Consider the following 17,029-nt stretch of genomic DNA (forward strand, 5'->3'; position numbering starts at 1 on the left):
GCCGCGGCCGAGTTCGCGCGCCAGAACGATATCCTCGACCGCATGCTGTCCACGTCCGAACGCACGCGCACGGAATTCGATTACACCCAGCGCTTCCCGGCACCGCACAACGACATCCTGCATCCGACGGCGCAGGGCCTTGGCCTGGACCAGGCCTGGGTCTACGGCCTCATCCGCCAGGAATCGCGCTTCGTCTCGGATGCACAGTCCGGCGTCGGCGCGTCCGGCCTGATGCAGGTGATGCCGTCGACCGGTAAATGGGTGGCGGAAAAGATCGGCCTGACGGATTACGGGCACGGCATGCTGAGCGATATCCGGACGAATATCGTGCTCGGCACCAATTACCTGAACATGGTGCTGAACAATGCGGATGGGTCGCAGGTACTGGCGACGGCTGCCTACAACGCCGGTCCCGGGCGCGCACGCACGTGGCGCGGCCTGTTGAGCGCGCCGATGGAAGGCGCCGTCTTCGTCGAAACGATCCCGTTCGACGAAACGCGCAACTACGTGCGCAACGTGATGTCGAACGCGACGAACTATGCGGCCCTGTTCGAGAAGCGTCCGCAATCGCTCAAGGCGCGCCTGGGGACGATCACGCCGCGCGGGGGCGGCATCGGCATGCCGTGACCGCGGCGCCGGACACGCATCGGAGGAGATCATGCACGAGCAGTCGGTCGTCGTATTCGGCGGGACCGGATTCATCGGCAGCCACCTCGCGGCCAGGCTGGCCGAACACGCCGTGTCCACCGTCGTTCCCACGCGGCACGAAGCGCATGCGATGCACCTGATGCCGCTGGGCGTCGACATCGAGCAGGTCGACCTGGGCGACGACGCCGCATTGCGCCGCCTCGTGGCCGGGCGCACCGCCGTGATCAACCTCATCGGCATTCTCCATTCGCGCCGCGGCGATCCTTACGGTCCGGACTTCCGCCGCGTCCACGTCGAGCTGCCGCGCCGCATCGTCGCCGCCTGCGCGGCCGAGGGCGTGCCGCGCTACCTGCACATGAGCGCGCTCGGCGCAAACCGGCACGGACCGTCGATGTACCAGCGTTCCAGGGCCGACGGCGAAGCGGCCGCGGTGAGCGAACCGGCCGTCGCGGCGACGATTTTCCGGCCATCCGTCGTGTTCGGGCCGGAAGACCGCTTCCTCAACATGTTCGCGCGCCTGCAGCGCCACCTGCCCGTTGTTCCGCTCGCCTGTGCCCATGCGCGCTTCCAGCCCGTGTATGTGGGCGACGTGGCCGAGGCCTACGTGCGTGCGCTGCTCGACCGGCATACGGACGGCTTCATCTACGAACTGGGCGGGCCGCAGGTCTATCAACTGCAAGAACTGGTGCGGCTGGCCGGGCGCTATGCCGGCCACGAGCGCAGGATCCTCGCCCTGCCGGACGGGCTGGCGCGGCTGCAGGCCAGGTTCTTCGAACTGCTGCCCGGCGAGCCCATGATCACGCGCGACAACCTCGATTCGATGAAGGTCGATAACGTCGTCCACCCGTCCACGAACAATAAAGTCTTGACAACAGCGGCGCTGGGAATCAAGCTCACGGCGCTCGAGGCCGTCGCGCCGCAGTACCTGGCGCCGCCCGGCGGACTCGACGTCCTGCGCGCCCGTGCCGGACGCTGACCTTCAACGATCACGCCACACCATGCAGACTCTCGAACTCGACCCGACATTGACGCAGACCCTCGACAACGCACGCCAGGCCGGCCTGACCCTGGTCATCGGCAACAAGAATTATTCCTCGTGGTCGATGCGCCCGTGGGTGGCGCTCGTCGCCGCCGGCATCCCGTTCACGGAAGTGCGCGTCCTGCTCGACCGGCCGGACACGGCCACCAACATCGCCAACTACTCGGCCGCCGGCCGCGTGCCCGTGCTGCTGGCCGGCGAGATGACGATCTGGGACAGCCTCGCGATCTGCGAATACGTCGCGGAACAATTCCCGGACAAGCATATGTGGCCCCAGGATGTGGCGGCCCGCGCCACGGCGCGTTCGGTCGTCGCCGAGATGCACTCCGGCTTCACGGACCTGCGCAGCGCGATGACGATGAACATCAAGGCGCGCCTGCCGGGCCGCGGTCGCACCCCGGGCGCACAGGCCGACATCGGCCGCATCTGCGAGATCTGGGAAGAGTGTTTGTCCCGCTTCGGCCACCACAACTTCCTGTTCGGCGATTTCTCCATTGCCGACGCCTTCTTCGCACCGGTCGTCACCCGCTTCCAGACCTATGGCGTGGCGCTGGCGCCGGCGCTGCAGGCTTATTGCGAGCGCGTGCTCGCGCACCCGGCCGTGGCACGCTGGATCGCAGAGGCGATGGCCGAAACGGAAATCGCCGCCGCCCACGAAGACGAATTGCCGGACTGACGATGCAGGCCTTTGTCGTTGGCGGCGCCGTCCGCGATGAGTTGCTGGGGCTGCCCGTCCAGGACCATGACTGGGTCGTCGTCGGCGCCACGCCCGACGACATGATCGCCAAAGGTTTCCGGCCGGTCGGCAAGGATTTCCCCGTGTTCCTGCATCCGCAGACGCACGAGGAATACGCCCTCGCGCGCACCGAGCGCAAGACGGCGCCCGGTTACCACGGCTTCGTGTTCCACACGGCGCCGGACGTCAAGCTGGAAGACGACCTGGTCCGGCGCGACCTGACCATCAATGCGATGGCCCGCGCCGAGGATGGCACGATCGTCGACCCGTACGGCGGCTTGCAGGATTTGCAGGACCGCGTGTTTCGCCATGTGTCGCAGGCGTTCGCCGAGGATCCCGTGCGCATCCTGCGCCTGGCACGTTTCGCCGCGCGCTTCCCGGACTTCACCGTCGCCGATACCACGCTGGCGCTGATGCGGCAGATGGTCGAGGCGGGCGAGGTGGATGCGCTCGTGCCGGAGCGCGTGTGGCAGGAATTGTCGCGCGGGCTGATGGAACAAAAGCCGTCGCGCATGTTCGCCGTGCTGCGCGATTGCGGCGCGCTGGCGCGGATCCTGCCAGAACTGGACGCGCTGTGGGGCGTGCCCCAGCCGCCGCTGCACCATCCCGAAGTCGACACGGGCGTGCACATGATGCTCGTGATCGACTACGCGGCCAGGCAGGGCTACGACCTGCCCATCCGCTTCGCCGCCCTGATGCACGACCTGGGCAAAGGCAGGACGCCGCCCGAGCACTGGCCGAAGCACCATGGCCACGAAGGCATGGGACCCGGGCTGATCACGGACCTGTCCAAGCGTCTGCGCGTGCCGACGGACTGCCGCGACCTGGCCGTGATGACGGCGCGCGAGCACGGCAACGTCAGCCGCGCAATGGAACTGCGGCCGAACACGATCGTTTCGCTGTTCGAACGGTGCGACGCGTTCCGCAAGCCGGAGCGGTTCGCCCAGATGCTGCTGGCGGCCGAATGCGATGCGCGCGGGCGCGGGGATGAACGGCACGAGATGCGGACGCGTGATTATCCGCAGGGGCCGTACCTGCTGCGCGCGCTGGAGGCGGCGCGGGGCGTGAACGCGGGCGAGGTCGCGGCGCGCTACAGCGAGAATCGCGAAAAGATTCCGGAGGCCGTGCATGCGGCGCGTGTGGCGGCCGTGAAGGTGGCGCTGCGCGACGTGCGCGATTGATGGGTAGGGTGGGCACCCCGTGCCCACGCGGACGTCGGCAAACCGCATACGTTACGCGTGGGCACAGGGGCGCCCACCCTACGCGGCCTTGCCCTCGGCCGACAGGACCCCGGTGGCGTCCATGCGCCAGGTGTCGCGGCCCGCTTCCTTGGCGCGGTACAGTGCCGTATCGGCCTTCTTGTATAACCCTTCCGTCGCGGTGCCGTCCTGCCATGCCAGGGCGGCGCCGATGCTGGCGCTGACGTGCATGACGTGGGTGCCGAACGTGATCGGCGCGCGCATCGAGTCGACGATGCGCTGCGCCACATCGCCGACGATGGCGTCGTTGGCCGGTGTCAGCAGGACGGCGAATTCGTCGCCGCCCAGCCGCGCCACGCAATCGGTCTGGCGCACGGCCGCGCGCAGGCGTTCCGCCGTCGCGACGAGCAGCGCATCGCCGGCGTCGTGGCCGAGCGTATCGTTGATGTGCTTGAAGCGGTCCAGGTCGATCAGCAGCAATGCAAAGGAGTCGCCGCGGCGCCGGGCCAGCGCGCCCAGGCGTTGCAGCTCATCGTTGAAGCGGCGCCGGTTGGGCAGGTCCGTCAGCGCGTCGTTGTAGGCCATGGTTTCAAGCCGCAGTTGGGTGGCGCGCAGCTCGGCGGTGCGGCTGGCGACCACCGCCTCCAGCTCGCGCTGGCGCCGGCGCAGCAGCGACGTACGGGCCTGCACCAGCGCGGCGAGGGCTGCCAGCACGCCGATCACGCCCAGCGCGTGTGCCCACGTCTGCTGGTGCCAGGCAGGCAGGACGCGGACCGGCACTTCCAGGGCGGCGTCGTCGCCGGCCCCGTCGGTGGCACGCACGCGCAGGCGATACGAGCCCGGCGGGAGGTTGTTGTAGCTGGCGTGGCGCACTGCCGGGTCGGCGTCGATCCAGGCACTGTCGAAGCCTTCGAGCCGGTAGGCGTAGTGCCGGTGCTCGGCCGGCATGTAGTCCAGGGCCGAGAACTCGACCGTGAAGCCGCGTTCGCGGTCGGCCGGGGTGAGGGTCAGCACGGCGGACTCGCCGGCCGACGGGCCCGGCGGCGGCGGCCGGGTCGCGCGCCCGCCGAGCATCAGTTGCGTGACGGCGAGCTGGGGCTGGGGCCGGCGGGTGTCCAGCCGGTCCGGCAACACGACGCTGAGGCCGGACGAGCCGCCGAACAGCACTTCGCCTGCGGGCCCGAGGGTGCCCGAGCTGGTCCAGTAAGTGGGTACGTGCACGCCGTCGGCCTCGCCCAGCCGGCGCACCTGCAAGGTGTCGGGGTTGACGCTGGCCAGGCCCTGGTCCGTGCTCAGCCATACCTGGCCGGTACGGTCCTGCACCAGCGAATCGACACTGTTGTCGGGCAGGCCGTCGGCCGTCGTCAGGCGCCGGAACCAGCGCCGTCCGGTGCTGTCCGTATGGTCGAGGATGGCGATGCCGTTGCCGAACGAGGACAGCCACAGGCGCCCCTTGTGATCGACGAGGAACGAGGACACGAAGCCGTTCGGCGCACGCGTGCGGTCGGCGTTGTCGGTCGGCAGGCGCTCTACCGTCTGGTTGTCCCGGCCCAGCCTGGCGACGCCGCCCCGGGTGCCGACCCATACGGTACCGTCCCCGAGCGGCAGCAGGGCGGTGACGCGGCGGTCGCCCAGCGCTTCGTCCTCGTGGCGCAGCAGGGTCGTCTTTCCGGCGGACGACAACCGCACCGCCCACACCCCGTCCAGCCCGCCCAGCCACAGGACGTCGTCCTGCCAGGCCAGCGCCCAGACGGCCGTGTCCGGGCGGCGCCCGGCAATCTCGACCCGCTGGATGGCACCGCCGTTGGCGTTGCTGTGGTATAGCCCTTGCTGGGTGCCGATGTAGACGCTGCCGTCCGGCGCGTTCGCCATGGCCAGCACGCGGCCCTTGGGCAGCACGCCGGGCTTGCCGTTGGCGCCCGCCTTGAGCTCCGTCACCGCGCCGGTGCGCGGGGTGACGATGCTCACGGAACCGCCGGGGACGCTCAGCCATACCTTGCCGTCCGGGCGGGTCAGCATGTGATAAATGTTGAGGCCGGTGGTGGTGCCGATCGCCCGCACCGTCGCGACGCCGTGCGAGCGGGGATCGTGCTGGCTCAGCGGGCCGCCGGTGGCAACGAAGATCTGGCCGCCGCGCTCGCGCAGCATCGCGACGACCTCCTCGCTGCGCAGGCTGTCCTGCACGTCGCCGCGGTAGCGCAGGCGCCGCGTCGTTTCCTGCTGCATGTCGACCTCGACGATGCCGCCGCTCTCCGTGCCGAGCCAGATGACGTCGGCCTCCTTTTCCACGATCGAGCACACGCGCTCGCCCTGCAAGGTGGCCTGGGCGCCTTTTTCCACGATGGGGTAGGGTGCCGCTCCCGCCGCGCTGATGACGAAAGCGCCGTTGGCGCGGGTACCGATCCACACGCGGCCCGCGCTGTCCTGGTACAGCGCGCTGATCGACGGTTCGGTGCGCGCCGGCGCGCCCAGGTGCACGATCTCCGGCCGGGCGTCGTCGCCGGACCGGTAGAACAGGCCTTCGCGGGTGCCGATCCAGAGACCGCCCTGGCGGTCGCGCAGCAGCACGTCCACCCCGCCCGACGGCAGCGCGGGTGCGGCCAGCTGCGGGGCGCCGCTGGCGGCGCCATGCACGTTGCCGCCGGCGTCGACGTGTTCCAGTCCCGCGCCGGTGCCCACCCATATGCCGCCGGCACCGTCGTCGACGATGCCGGAAACACGTGCATGGTCGAGGCCGCCCGGACCTGCCGGAATGGTGGTGAAGCGGTCGCGCTCGGCGTCATAGCGGGCCAGGCCGCCGGCGCTCGTGCCGACCCACAGGCGTCCGCCCGTGTCCACGTGCACGCTCAGGATGTAACCGTCGGGCAGGCTGCCTGCCTGTTCGGGATCGGCCCGGTAGCGCCGCGCCCGGAACCCGTCCCAGCGGACCAGGCCAGTCTGCGTGCCCAGCCAGATAAACCCATCATGGTCCTGGGCGATAGACGTTCCGAAACTCAGCGGTTCGTCCATGTGATGTCTGAACGACACATGGGAAAATGGCTTCCACGCCGCGGGTGCGTCATCGGCGGCGGCCGTGCTGGGCGATAAGACCATCAGTGCGCCAATCCAGAACATCACGCACGACAGAGCTTGGCGGAAAAATAACATGTGGTAACTCAAGCGTCATTCCGCCTCAGTATAGGCCGCTTCCTCCCGTATGGTTCATTCGCGGCACGGTGAGGGCGGTTTCTGTTGTATTGGTGCAAGGCCGCCTGTTTCTCCGATGTCGGCGCGACAGTAAATCGAGGGATTCGGTAGAATGCTCGTGTTGCAGTGCACAATAGAACGACCATGCAGGACAATCCACTTCGCCTCTGGCTGAAGAACCTGATGAAACACAAGGGCCGGACCGTACTGGTGAAGAGCCTGGCCGAGCGCGACCGGCGACGCGTGCTGCGTCACTTCATGGCGCTCGACCGGGACGACCGCCTGCTGCGCTTCGGCAGCGTGCTCCCCGATCCGCAGCTCGAAGCCTACGTGGCAAAACTCGATTTCACGAAAGACATCGTGTTCGGCGTCTACAACCGCATGTTCCAGCTCGTGGGCGTGGGTCATCTCGCGTTCACGTCGCGCGACGCGCGTCCGGACAGCATCCATTACACGGACAAGGAAAAGGTGGCCGAGTTCGGCGTTTCGGTGTCGAAATCGGCGCGGGGGCAGGGCATCGGCACCCGGCTGTTCGAGCGGGCTGCGATCCATTGCCGCAATTCCGACGTGGACACGCTGTACATGCAATGCCTGTCGTCGAACCGTACGATGATGCACATCGCCAAAAAGGCCGGCATGGAGATCCGCCGCGAGTATGGCGAGGCGGATGCCCACCTGCACCTGCCGCCGCCCAGTCCCGGCAGCGTGCTGGCCGAGGCGCTGGAAGAGCAGATCGCCAAGATCGACTACACGGTCAAGGCGAATGCGCGCGCCGCGGCCAAGTGGTTCCTGCCCAGACGCTGACGCCGCGTCCGGTGCCGGGTAGGGTGGACGGGTTTCCCGTCCACGCGGTGATACGCGGCGGCTCCGATATCATGCACGAGCACGAAGCCGCCAACAATCGCCGCGTGGACGGCGGAGCCAGCTGCGCGCCCCGGTCCACCCTACGCCGACTCGCGCGGCACCAGTCCTCCCGTAAAACGCTTGCGGTAGGGCGCAGAAACGGCGCCGTCCAGCTGTGCCTGCAGGCATTCCATCGCGGCCACGCCGATCGCGGCGACGTCCTGCCGGAACGTCGTCAGTGGCGGGTACAGGTAGGCGGAAATCGGCAGGTCGTCGTGGCCTGCGATGGCCAGGTCCTTGCCCGGTTCCAGGCCGAAGCGCCGGCAGGCCGACATCGCGCCGATCGCGAGCCGGTCGGTGCCGCAGGCGAGGGCGGTGATGCCGGTGCGTTTCCAGGCGCCGCTGGCGAGCCAGTCGAGCACGTGGCGGAATGCGTAAGCCTCGAAATCCCACGAGGGCTGCGTGCTGCCGGGGACGATGTGCGGCTGCATGCCCGCTTCCGCCATCGCGTCCAGGTAGCCGGCCAGCCGTTCTTCCGGCGACGGATGCGCCACCGGCGGCGCGCCCAGGTAGGCCGGCCGGTGGCCGCGGCCGAGCAGGTAGCGGGTCAGCATCGCCATGCTTTGCCGGTTGTCGTTCATCACGTAGTCGCAGTCTTCGTGCACATAGCTGTCCATGTAGACGATGCGCATTTCCTGCTCCAGCCGCCGCAGCAGTTCCAGGTTGGCCCGCGACGCGACCGCCGTCAGGATCACGCCCGCCACCTTCATCGACCGCATCGTCAGCAGCGCCGCCGCTTCCTCGGCCGGGTCGTTGTACGAGCACTGGATGATCACGTCCATCCCGAGCGCCTTGGCCCTGGCTTCGATCGCGCGCAGCGCTTCGGCGAAGAAGGGTTCGTTGATCACCGGGAGGACGATGCCGACGATGCGCGAGCGCCCGCGCACGAGGCTCACCGCGTGCGGATCGGGCACATATTCGAGTTCGCGGCAGGCCTGTTCGATGCGGGCCCGGGTATCGGCCTTGAGGCCCTCGCGGTCATTGAAATACTTCGAGACCGTGGCGCGCGACACCCCGGCCCGCGCGGCGACGTCGTGCATCGTGACAGGGCCGCCACGGGGCGTATTCTGCGCAGTCTTCATGGCTTTACTCGTGTAAGTTTCTTGTCCTGGCGGCGGTCCGGGAGCAGCTGGGGCCCGCGAGCGCGTCACCATCATAGCAAAAATACCTGCGTGCAATAGGAATATCGTTTTTCCCAGTGCGGTCGGGCTGTTTGTGTCCTGTTGCGATCACTCAACCGTTAAAAAAATTTTAAATAAACCTGTTGACGAAAAAAAGTCGACACGTGTAAAGTTATTTCATAACGACGGTATCAAAAAACATAAAACTTCAGGAGACTACGCCATGAACAGACCCGCCGTGTTCGCGAGCATCGCGGCACTCACCTTCGCTTTGGCCGGCCAGGCCCAGGCCGCGCGGCCGCTGAAATCCGTCGGCGTCGCCGTCAGCGACCTCGCCAACCCGTACTTCGTCGCGATCGGCAAGGGCGCGCTTGACGCCGCCAAAAAGGTCGGCGGCGACAAGGTCCGGGTCACGACCGTCTCCAGCAAATACGACCTGAACACGCAGGTTGGCCAGATCGAGAACTTCATCGCCAACAAGGTCGACATCCTCATCGTCAACGCGTCCGATCCCAAGGGCATCGCACCCGTGCTGCAAAAGGCGCGCAATGCCGGCATCGTGGTGATGGCCGTCGACGTCGGCGCCGACAACGTGGACGCGACGATCATGTCCGACAACACGATGGCCGGCGTCGAATCGTGCCGGCGCATCGTCGAACGCCTGCATGGCAAGGGCAATGTCGTGATCGTCAACGGGCCGCCCGTGACGGCCGTGATCGCGCGCGTGGCCGGTTGCAAGCAGGCGTTCGCCGGCACGGGGATCCGCATCGTGTCCGACAACCAGGACGCGAAGGGTAGCCTGGACGGCGGCATGGAAGTCATGACGAACCTGCTGATCGCGTACCGCCGCATCGATGCCGTCTTCGCGATCAACGACCCGTCCGCGATCGGCGCCGAGCTGGCCGTCAAGCAGGCCGGCCGCGCCGACGTGCAGATGGTCGCTTCCGTCGACGGCGCGCCCGACGCGGAAGCCGCGCTCAAATCGAAAAACAGCATCTTCGCCGTCACCACCGCGCAAGACCCGTACAAGATGGCCACGATGGCCGTCGACATCGGCTACGACATCATGAACGGCAAGCGGCCGGCGAATCCCGTCGTGCTGATTCCCACCCCGGCGATCACCAGGCAGAACGTGGCGGCCTACAAGGGCTGGGCCAGCCACTGACCACCCCTACCTCATCGGAGGAGACAATGGCAACAGTAGTTCCAGAACCGGTGCTGGAGGTATCCGGCATCCGCAAACGCTTCGGCGCCGTCACGGTGCTGGACGGCGTCCGACTGACCATCCGCCCCGGCGAGATCCACGCGCTGATGGGAGAAAACGGCGCCGGCAAGAGCACGCTGATGAAGATCCTGGCCGGCGTGTACCAGCCGGATGCCGGCGAGATCCGCGTTGCCGGTCGTCCCGTGCGCATCGGCTGTCCGGCCGATGCCCGCGCCTGCGGCATCAACCTGATCTACCAGGAACTCTCGGTCGCAGCCAATCTCACCGTCGCGCAGAACATCTTCATGGGCGCGGAACCGCGCGGGCGCTTCGGCATCGTCGATACGGCGCAGATGAACCGGCGCGCGGCCGAGGTCCTGAAGAGCCTGGGCGCGACGTTTTCTCCGGCGCGCCTCGCCAGCGGGCTGTCGATCGCCGACCAGCAGCAGGTGGAGATCGCGCGCGCCCTCGTGCACGACAGCCGCGTGCTGATCATGGACGAACCGACGGCCGCGCTGTCCGAGCGCGAGACGGAGCGCCTGTTCGAGGTGATGCGGGCGTTGCGCGAACGCGGCATCGCGATCATCTACATCAGCCACCGCATGGCCGAGGTGCGCATGCTCGCCGACCGCGTGACCGTGCTGCGCGACGGCACCTGGATCGGCGAGCTGACGCGGGAAGAAGCGACGCCGGACACGGTCGTGCGCATGATGGTCGGACGCGAACTCGGCGGATTTTATGAACATGCGCGCCAGCGCGCGCCCGGCCCCGTGCGCCTGAAGCTGACGAACGTGCACGGCAACCGCGTGCATCCCGCGTCGCTGGAAGTGCGCGCCGGCGAGATCGTCGGTCTCGCGGGCCTCGTCGGCGCGGGGCGCACGGAACTGGCGCGCCTGGTCTTCGGTGCCGACCGCATGGCCGGCGGCACGGTCGAAGTGGATGGCCGGCCCGTCGCGATCCGCACGCCGGCCGACGCGATCCGCCTCGGCATCGCCTACGTGCCGGAAGACCGCAAGGGGCAGGGCCTGTTCCTGCAGCAGTCGCTGCTGGCGAACGTGACGATGAACGTGCTCGGCAAGCATGCGCGCTGCGGCGTGCTGCGCCGCGGTGAGCTGGTGGGCGTCACGCGCGATGCGATCGCCCGCCTGTCCGCGCGCGGGGCGGGACCGCACGGCATCATCGGCGGCCTGTCGGGCGGCAACCAGCAAAAGCTGCTGCTGGCGCGCTGGCTGGAGATCGGCCCGCGCGTGCTGATCCTCGACGAGCCCACGCGCGGCGTCGACATCGGCGCCAAGCACGAGATCTACCGGATCATCCACGAACTGGCCGACGCCGGCGTGGCCGTGCTGTGCATCTCGAGCGAGCTGGCGGAAATCATCGGCGTCTGCGACCGCGTGCTCGTCATGCGCGAGGGCTGGCTGGCCGGCGAAGTGATTGGCGAACGCATCACCCAGGAAAACATCATGGCGCTGGCCACCCAGGCCCAGGCCGCATAGGAGACCTACATCATGCAGACCATCAAATCATCGCTGCCCACGGCGCCGGGCGCACCCGCGCACGGCGGTATTGGCCAGGCATTTTCCCGCATGTTCGCCACGCTCGGCATGCTGCCCGTGCTCGTCGCGCTGTACATCGTGTTTTATTTTTTGACCGCGTACTTCGCCGAGGACGGCGTCTCGAACTTCGCCACGATGGCGAATACGATGAACGTGCTGCGCCAGAGCTCCATCAACCTTGTACTGGCCACCGGGATGACGTTCGTGATTCTCACGGGCGGCATCGATCTGTCCGTGGGCTCCGTGCTGGCCGTGTCTGCCGTGCTGGGCATGATCGCATCGCTGCCCGGTCACGCGCCGGCGGCGGCGCTGCCCCTGTTCCTGCTGGCGGGTCTCGGCATGGGCCTGCTCAACGGGCTGCTGGTCGCCGTCTTCAAGATCAATCCGTTCGTCGTCACGCTCGGCACGATGACGGCGCTGCGCGGCGCCGCCTACCTGCTGGCCGACGGCACCACGATCCTGAACCGCGAGATCCCGACTTTCGAGTGGATCGGCAACGATGCGTTCGCCGGCCTGCCATGGCTCGTGTGGGTCGCCGCCGCGCTCGTGCTGCTGGCCTGGTTCATCCTGCGCCGCACGGTGCTGGGCATGCACGTGTATGCCGTCGGCGGCAATCCGCAGGCCGCGCGCCTCACGGGCATCAAGGTCGGCCTCGTCCTCGTCTTCGTCTACGCCTTCTCCGGGCTGTGCGCCGGTACTGCGGGTGCCATGTCGGCCAGCCGCCTGTATGGCGCGAACGGCAACTGGGGCTCGGGCTATGAACTCGACGCGATCGCCGCGGTCGTCCTCGGCGGCACGAGCCTGATGGGCGGCGTGGGCACGATCTGGGGCACGGTGACGGGCGCGCTGATCATCGGCCTGCTCAACAACGGGCTGACGATCCTCGGTCTCTCTTCCTTCTGGCAGTACGTCGCCAAGGGCACGGTCATCGTGCTGGCCGTGATGCTCGATAAATGGCGTTATCAACAACAGGCGAACTGACATGCAAGAACAACGACTCCCGCGCTACGTGGTCTTCGGCGAAGCGCTGACCGACATGATCCGCCAGGACGACGGCACGTGGCGCTCGCTCCCCGGCGGCTCCTGCTGGAACGTGGCGCGCGTCGGCGCCCGGCTGGGGCTGCACACGGGCTATGCCGGCGCCGTCAGCACGGATGCCTTCGGCGACGAGATCGCGGCCGCGAGCGGCGAGGCCGGCCTGGATGCGCGCTTCCTGCAGCGCGTCGACGCGCCGCCGTTCATCGCCATGGTGACGTCGCGCCATCCGCCGCGCTACGTCTTCCTCGGCGAAAACAGCGCGGACCTGCATTTCCGGCCGGAGCTGCTGCCGGCCGGCTGGCTCGATGCCGCCGACGTGATCCACGTGGGCAGCCTCGCGCTGGCGCGCCGTCCGCTGGCGCGGCGGCTCGTGGAACAGGCCCTGATGGCGCGCCAGGCCGGCAAGCGCATCGCCTTCGATCCGAACTTCCGCGCGGCGATGCGCGATGCCTCGTACCGGTCCACGTTCGAACAGATCGCCGCCATCGCCAGCCACATCAAGGTGTCGGATGAAGACCTGGAAGGCCTGTTCCCGGGTCTCGCGCTGCGCGATGCGCTGGCCGCACTGCGCGGGCTGGCGCCCGATGCCGAGATCCTGTTGACACGCGGCGCCGACGGGCTTTCCCTGATCCGCGGCGACAGCGTGCTCGAGGCACCGGCGCGCCGCGTGAGCGTGGTCGACACCGTCGGCTGCGGCGACGCCTCGATGGCCGGATGGATCAGCGGCCTGCTGCTCCATCCGGAGATGTCGGCCTCGTGCCAGCTCGCGCGCATCGCGGCGGTGGCCGCCACGGCCGCCATGCACGCCGGCCCGTATGCGCCGACGGAACACGAAGTCGAGACACTGCTAGTCGAGACCATGCCCGGCTGACAACCTTGTAGGGTGGGCACCCCACCCTACGAATGAGCCGATCCCGTTCGATTGACCTGCCGCGGCACCACGTCGCGGCCGGACGGACCCCGCTTTGCCTACAACATCAGGAGACACCATGCGCATGCACATCATCGCGCCGGCGCTGCTCGCGCTCGCGTATTGCTTTCCCGCGTCCGCTTTGGACATCCAGAACTACCTGCGCGCCAATGCGGCCGTCAATTCGGAAAGCGGCGGGCAGACCTGCTTCGGCCTGGCCGGCGCGGGCGCGAAGTACCGGCTCGGCAATGAATGCGGCGTCTATGGCGAGACGATGCTGGGCCAGCGCCTGGTGCAGGGCGACGCCGGCGAGGACGTGAAGGCCCATGTGATGCTCAACCTGGGCAACGCGGCCGCGTCCAGCAATGTGAGGCGGCCGCAGGGCGGCTGGAGGATCGGCCTGCCGCAGGCCTATGTGGCGATCGAACACCTGGCCGGCCTGGGCGATGCCGCCGCGTGGATCGGGCGGCGCTACTACAAGCGCGAAGGGGTGAACGCCAACGACTTCCTGTACTGGAATCCATCCGGCCTGGGCGTGGGCATCGAGGACGTGCCGCTGGGCTCCATGCGGTTCAGCTATGCCTACATGCACGACGACCAGCAGACGATGCCGATCATGCGCGTCGGCGACACGGCGAACCGGCACGACTTCCAGCTGCGCGGCGTGCCCGTGAACCAGGGCGGTACGCTGGAACTGGGCCTGGCGCTGATCCGCAGCGACGGCAAGCCCGGTCATCACGGCGGCTCGATGGTCACGGTGCAGCACCGGCAGCGCATCCTGTCCGGCGCCGGCGACAACCGCCTCGCGCTGCAGTGGGGGACCGGCGCCGGCACCGACAATGGCGCGACGGGCGACCTCACCAGCGGCGACGACGTGCACCGGCTGCGCATCATCGACAGCTGGTATGCGCAGGTCACGCGGCGGGTCGGTGCGGAACTCGTCGGCGTCTGGCAGCGGGATACGGCGCACGATCCGGCGAAGGCGAAGACGTGGGCTTCGGCCGGCGGGCGCATGACGTACGCACTGGCCGATAAAGTGAAGCTGCTGGCGGACGTGGGTCACGACCGCGTGGCGCCGCAGAACGGCGACGTGCGCAGGCTGACCAAGTTCACGGGCGCCGTCGCGCTGACGTCCGCGCCCGGTTATTTCGACCGTCCCGAACTGCGCCTGTTCTTCACGCACGCGCACTGGAACCAGGCCGCGCGCGCCGCCGCGCGCAGCAACGACCCGCTGGCCGGGAACGGCATCTTCGGCACGACGCTGTCCGGCTATACCGTCGGCCTCACGTTCGAGAACTGCTGGTGAGCGCTTATTTCGTTTATCTACATCGTGGCCAGCAGCGTATCGATGGAGGCCAAGGTCGGTGGCGTGGCGCCGGGCGCGAGGCAGGCGGCGGCGCCTGCCGCGACGGCGAAACGCAGGTGGGCCAGGCCATCGCGTCCGGGCGCATGCAGCATGCTCCAGGCCAGCGCGGCGATGCTGGCGTCGCCGGCGCCGACCGTGTCCACGGGCGTGATCTGCGGTGCCGCTTGTTGCCACGATCCTTCCGGCGTATGCAGCGACGCGCCGGCCGCGCCCTTCGTGTACAGGTAGCTGGCATCCGGGTTCCAGCCGCGCAGCGTGGCGAAGGCGGCATCGGCGTCATGCGTGCGCAGCAGGCCGACGAGGTCTTCCTCCGACACCTTGATCACGTCGGCCAGCGCCGTCATGCGCTTCAGCGTCGTGTCGTAGTTCTCGTCCATCAGCGCGCGGAAGTTCGGGTCGTAGCTGATGCGCACGCCGCGTTCCTTCAGCAGTTCCGCGAGCGTGACCAGCTTGCCCGCCAGCGGCTGGCGCGCGAGGCTGATACCGCCGAAGTGCGCCCAGCGGCAGCCGGCGATCCAGCCTGCCGGCAGTCGTGCGGCGTCGAAATGCAGGTCGGCGCTGTCGTCGCCCACGAAGAAATAGCTGGGCGGGTCGAGGCGGTGCACGATCGCGAGCAACGGCGATTTGTCGAGTCGCTGGATAAAGCGTTCGTCCAGGCCGGCGTCGAGGGTGGCCTGCCACAGCTGGTCGCCAAACACGTCGCGGCTGACGGCGCCCGCGAAGGCGCTGGGCGCACCCAGCTTCGCCATCGCGCGCGCCACGTTCCACGTCGAGCCGCCCGTTACGCTGTGCCAGCGGGTGGCACCGGTATCGTCAACGATCATGTCGGTCAGGGCTTCGCCTGCGGCGACGAATACGGGAAAGTCGCTCATGTCAATCCTGTCAGTCTTTCGTGAGAACGGTCAGCACCTCGTAGCAGGCGCCCATCGTGTGGTAGTCGACCTTGCCGGCCGGGCTCTTTTCGTCCGTGAGTTTTTCGTTGGCCGGACCGAGGATGCGGTACCAGGCGCCGTGTTTGTGGTCGACGAAATGTTCCCAGCTGTAGGCCCAGATGCGGTCGTACCAGTCCCAGTACGCCTGGTCGCCCGTGCGCGCGCCGAGCAGGGCGGCGGCGGCCAGGCTCTCGGCCTGCACCCAGAAGTATTTGTCGGCGTCGCAGATCTCGTCCTCCGGGCCGAAGCCGTAGTGGATGCCGCCGTGCCCGGCGTCCCACGCCTTGGCCAGCGCCGCGTCGAAGAGTTCCTTCGCGCGCGGCAGCAGCCAGGCGGACGGGCCGGCCAGTTGAGCCTTGTGGCGTTCCATGATCAGCAGGAGCTTGGCCCATTCCGTCAGGTGGCCCGGCTGGTAGCCCCATGGACGGAAGATGTTCGTCTTGTCGTCGCGGTTGTAGTCCGGGTCGACGGACCAGTCGCTGTTGTAGTGTTCCCAGACCAGGTTGCCGTACAGGGCGGCCTGGCGCACGGTGATGTTGTGCGCGAGCGTCTCGGCGCGCCACAGGAATTTCGTGTCGCCCGTCGCGTCGAACGCGGCCAGCATGGCTTCGCAGGCGTGCATGTTGGCGTTCTGGCCGCGGTACGGGTACAGCGTGGACCAGTCGCCGCTCGCCTCGTCGGCATACAGGCCGTGCGCGGGTTCCCAGAAGCGGCGCTCCATCAGGTCATAGGTCTCGTCCAGCCAGGTGCGGGCCTCGTCGACGCCGGCCATGACGGCGTGGGCGTAGGCCAGCAGCACGAAGGCGAGGCCGTAGCAGTGGTTCGTATCGTCCGTGACCTTTTTGTCGCCGTCGTTCCAGTCCAGCGTCCACGCGTAGCCGCCCGTGGCCGGGTTGCGGTGCGCCTCGCGCAAGAAGCGCAGGCCGTGCAGGACGCGTTCGCGGTCGGCCGGTTCCTGGAACTGGCGCCACGCCATCGAGAAGTTGAACACGAAGCGGGTGCTGCTCACCAGGTGGCGCGTGCGCGCATCGTAGATCGTGCCGTCGTCCTTGTAGAAGTGATAGAAGCCGCCGCTCGTGTCGACGCAGCGCGGATCATAGAACCGGCGGGTGTGGCGGATGTGCTGCAGCAGGGTCGAGCGGGAATGGAAATCGGGAAGCATGGTCGGTTGTGGTGGATGGAATCGGGACG

14 protein-coding genes are annotated in these 17,029 nt (G+C 68.0%); 10 read left to right on the plus strand and 4 right to left on the minus strand.

Annotation, left to right across the window (positions count from 1 at the left end; genetic code table 11):
- The 4 genes from AC1DYX_RS15945 to AC1DYX_RS15960 all read left to right on the plus strand — a co-directional run.
- Window positions 1-627: lytic transglycosylase domain-containing protein (locus tag AC1DYX_RS15945; RefSeq protein ID WP_477260458.1), on the plus strand; the 627-nt coding region annotated here is incomplete at its 5' end.
- Between the two features lie 31 nt (window positions 628-658).
- Window positions 659-1,624, plus strand: coding sequence for a complex I NDUFA9 subunit family protein (locus AC1DYX_RS15950; RefSeq protein WP_477260460.1), 966 nt, complete (start codon window positions 659-661; stop codon window positions 1,622-1,624).
- A gap of 22 nt (window positions 1,625-1,646) precedes the next feature.
- Window positions 1,647-2,363, plus strand: a complete 717-nt coding sequence (locus AC1DYX_RS15955) for a glutathione S-transferase family protein (RefSeq protein ID WP_477260462.1) — start codon at window positions 1,647-1,649, stop codon at window positions 2,361-2,363.
- Between the two features lie 2 nt (window positions 2,364-2,365).
- On the plus strand, window positions 2,366-3,604 hold the full coding sequence (locus AC1DYX_RS15960) for a multifunctional CCA addition/repair protein (protein ID WP_477260464.1): 1,239 nt from the start codon (window positions 2,366-2,368) through the stop codon (window positions 3,602-3,604).
- Between the two features lie 78 nt (window positions 3,605-3,682).
- Here the strand turns inward: AC1DYX_RS15960 and AC1DYX_RS15965 are convergent, their stop codons facing one another.
- Window positions 3,683-6,631: a diguanylate cyclase domain-containing protein gene (locus AC1DYX_RS15965; protein WP_477260466.1), complete on the minus strand. Its 2,949-nt coding sequence runs from the start codon at window positions 6,629-6,631 to the stop codon at window positions 3,683-3,685.
- 321 nt (window positions 6,632-6,952) lie between these two features.
- Here AC1DYX_RS15965 and AC1DYX_RS15970 point away from each other — a divergent pair, with 321 nt between their 5' ends.
- Entirely contained in the window at window positions 6,953-7,612 is a 660-nt protein-coding gene (locus AC1DYX_RS15970; RefSeq protein WP_477260468.1) for an N-acetyltransferase family protein, read from the plus strand.
- A 140-nt stretch (window positions 7,613-7,752) separates the two neighbouring features.
- Here AC1DYX_RS15970 and AC1DYX_RS15975 read toward each other — a convergent pair whose 3' ends face one another.
- A complete protein-coding gene (locus AC1DYX_RS15975; protein ID WP_477260470.1) occupies window positions 7,753-8,793 on the minus strand; it encodes a LacI family DNA-binding transcriptional regulator in 1,041 nt (346 codons plus the stop codon).
- 262 nt (window positions 8,794-9,055) lie between these two features.
- Here AC1DYX_RS15975 and AC1DYX_RS15980 point away from each other — a divergent pair, with 262 nt between their 5' ends.
- The 5 genes from AC1DYX_RS15980 (at window position 9,056) to AC1DYX_RS16000 (ending at window position 14,846) form a co-directional block, all read left to right on the plus strand.
- Window positions 9,056-9,997 (plus strand): ABC transporter substrate-binding protein, encoded by a 942-nt coding sequence (locus AC1DYX_RS15980; protein ID WP_477260472.1) that lies wholly within the window; start codon window positions 9,056-9,058, stop codon window positions 9,995-9,997.
- Between the two features lie 26 nt (window positions 9,998-10,023).
- Window positions 10,024-11,532 carry a sugar ABC transporter ATP-binding protein gene (locus AC1DYX_RS15985; protein WP_477260474.1) on the plus strand — a complete coding sequence of 503 codons (1,509 nt, stop codon included), beginning with the start codon at window positions 10,024-10,026 and terminating at the stop codon, window positions 11,530-11,532.
- Window positions 11,533-11,544: 12 nt separating this feature from the next.
- Window positions 11,545-12,573, plus strand: a complete 1,029-nt coding sequence (locus AC1DYX_RS15990; RefSeq protein WP_477260476.1) for an ABC transporter permease subunit — start codon at window positions 11,545-11,547, stop codon at window positions 12,571-12,573.
- A 1-nt stretch (window position 12,574) separates the two neighbouring features.
- The gene (locus AC1DYX_RS15995) at window positions 12,575-13,501 is read left to right on the plus strand and encodes a carbohydrate kinase family protein (RefSeq protein ID WP_477260478.1); all 927 of its coding nucleotides are present in this window, start codon (window positions 12,575-12,577) and stop codon (window positions 13,499-13,501) included.
- A 118-nt stretch (window positions 13,502-13,619) separates the two neighbouring features.
- The gene (locus tag AC1DYX_RS16000; protein ID WP_477260480.1) at window positions 13,620-14,846 is read left to right on the plus strand and encodes a carbohydrate porin; all 1,227 of its coding nucleotides are present in this window, start codon (window positions 13,620-13,622) and stop codon (window positions 14,844-14,846) included.
- Between the two features lie 17 nt (window positions 14,847-14,863).
- On the opposite strand, the gene AC1DYX_RS16005 is transcribed toward AC1DYX_RS16000, so the two are convergent.
- A complete protein-coding gene (locus AC1DYX_RS16005; protein WP_477260482.1) occupies window positions 14,864-15,778 on the minus strand; it encodes a carbohydrate kinase family protein in 915 nt (304 codons plus the stop codon).
- A 10-nt stretch (window positions 15,779-15,788) separates the two neighbouring features.
- On the minus strand, window positions 15,789-17,000 hold the full coding sequence (locus tag AC1DYX_RS16010) for an AGE family epimerase/isomerase (RefSeq protein ID WP_477260484.1): 1,212 nt from the start codon (window positions 16,998-17,000) through the stop codon (window positions 15,789-15,791).
- Between the last annotated feature and the right edge of the window lie 29 nt (window positions 17,001-17,029).

The sequence above is a fragment of the Massilia sp. P2_C2 genome, from assembly GCF_056404615.1.

Bases quoted from the DNA above. Each gene is read 5' to 3' on its own strand.
- AC1DYX_RS15975 (WP_477260470.1), bottom strand. From the start codon at position 8,793: ATGAAGACTGCGCAGAATACGCCCCGTGGCGGCCCTGTCACGATGCAC.
- AC1DYX_RS15985 (WP_477260474.1), top strand. From the start codon at position 10,024: ATGGCAACAGTAGTTCCAGAACCGGTGCTGGAGGTATCCGGCATCCGC.
- AC1DYX_RS15960 (WP_477260464.1), top strand. From the start codon at position 2,366: ATGCAGGCCTTTGTCGTTGGCGGCGCCGTCCGCGATGAGTTGCTGGGG.
- AC1DYX_RS15995 (WP_477260478.1), top strand. From the start codon at position 12,575: ATGCAAGAACAACGACTCCCGCGCTACGTGGTCTTCGGCGAAGCGCTG.
- AC1DYX_RS16005 (WP_477260482.1), bottom strand. From the start codon at position 15,778: ATGAGCGACTTTCCCGTATTCGTCGCCGCAGGCGAAGCCCTGACCGAC.
- AC1DYX_RS15970 (WP_477260468.1), top strand. From the start codon at position 6,953: ATGCAGGACAATCCACTTCGCCTCTGGCTGAAGAACCTGATGAAACAC.
- AC1DYX_RS15980 (WP_477260472.1), top strand. From the start codon at position 9,056: ATGAACAGACCCGCCGTGTTCGCGAGCATCGCGGCACTCACCTTCGCT.
- AC1DYX_RS16010 (WP_477260484.1), bottom strand. From the start codon at position 17,000: ATGCTTCCCGATTTCCATTCCCGCTCGACCCTGCTGCAGCACATCCGC.
- AC1DYX_RS15955 (WP_477260462.1), top strand. From the start codon at position 1,647: ATGCAGACTCTCGAACTCGACCCGACATTGACGCAGACCCTCGACAAC.
- AC1DYX_RS15990 (WP_477260476.1), top strand. From the start codon at position 11,545: ATGCAGACCATCAAATCATCGCTGCCCACGGCGCCGGGCGCACCCGCG.
- AC1DYX_RS16000 (WP_477260480.1), top strand. From the start codon at position 13,620: ATGCGCATGCACATCATCGCGCCGGCGCTGCTCGCGCTCGCGTATTGC.
- AC1DYX_RS15950 (WP_477260460.1), top strand. From the start codon at position 659: ATGCACGAGCAGTCGGTCGTCGTATTCGGCGGGACCGGATTCATCGGC.
- AC1DYX_RS15965 (WP_477260466.1), bottom strand. From the start codon at position 6,631: ATGGACGAACCGCTGAGTTTCGGAACGTCTATCGCCCAGGACCATGAT.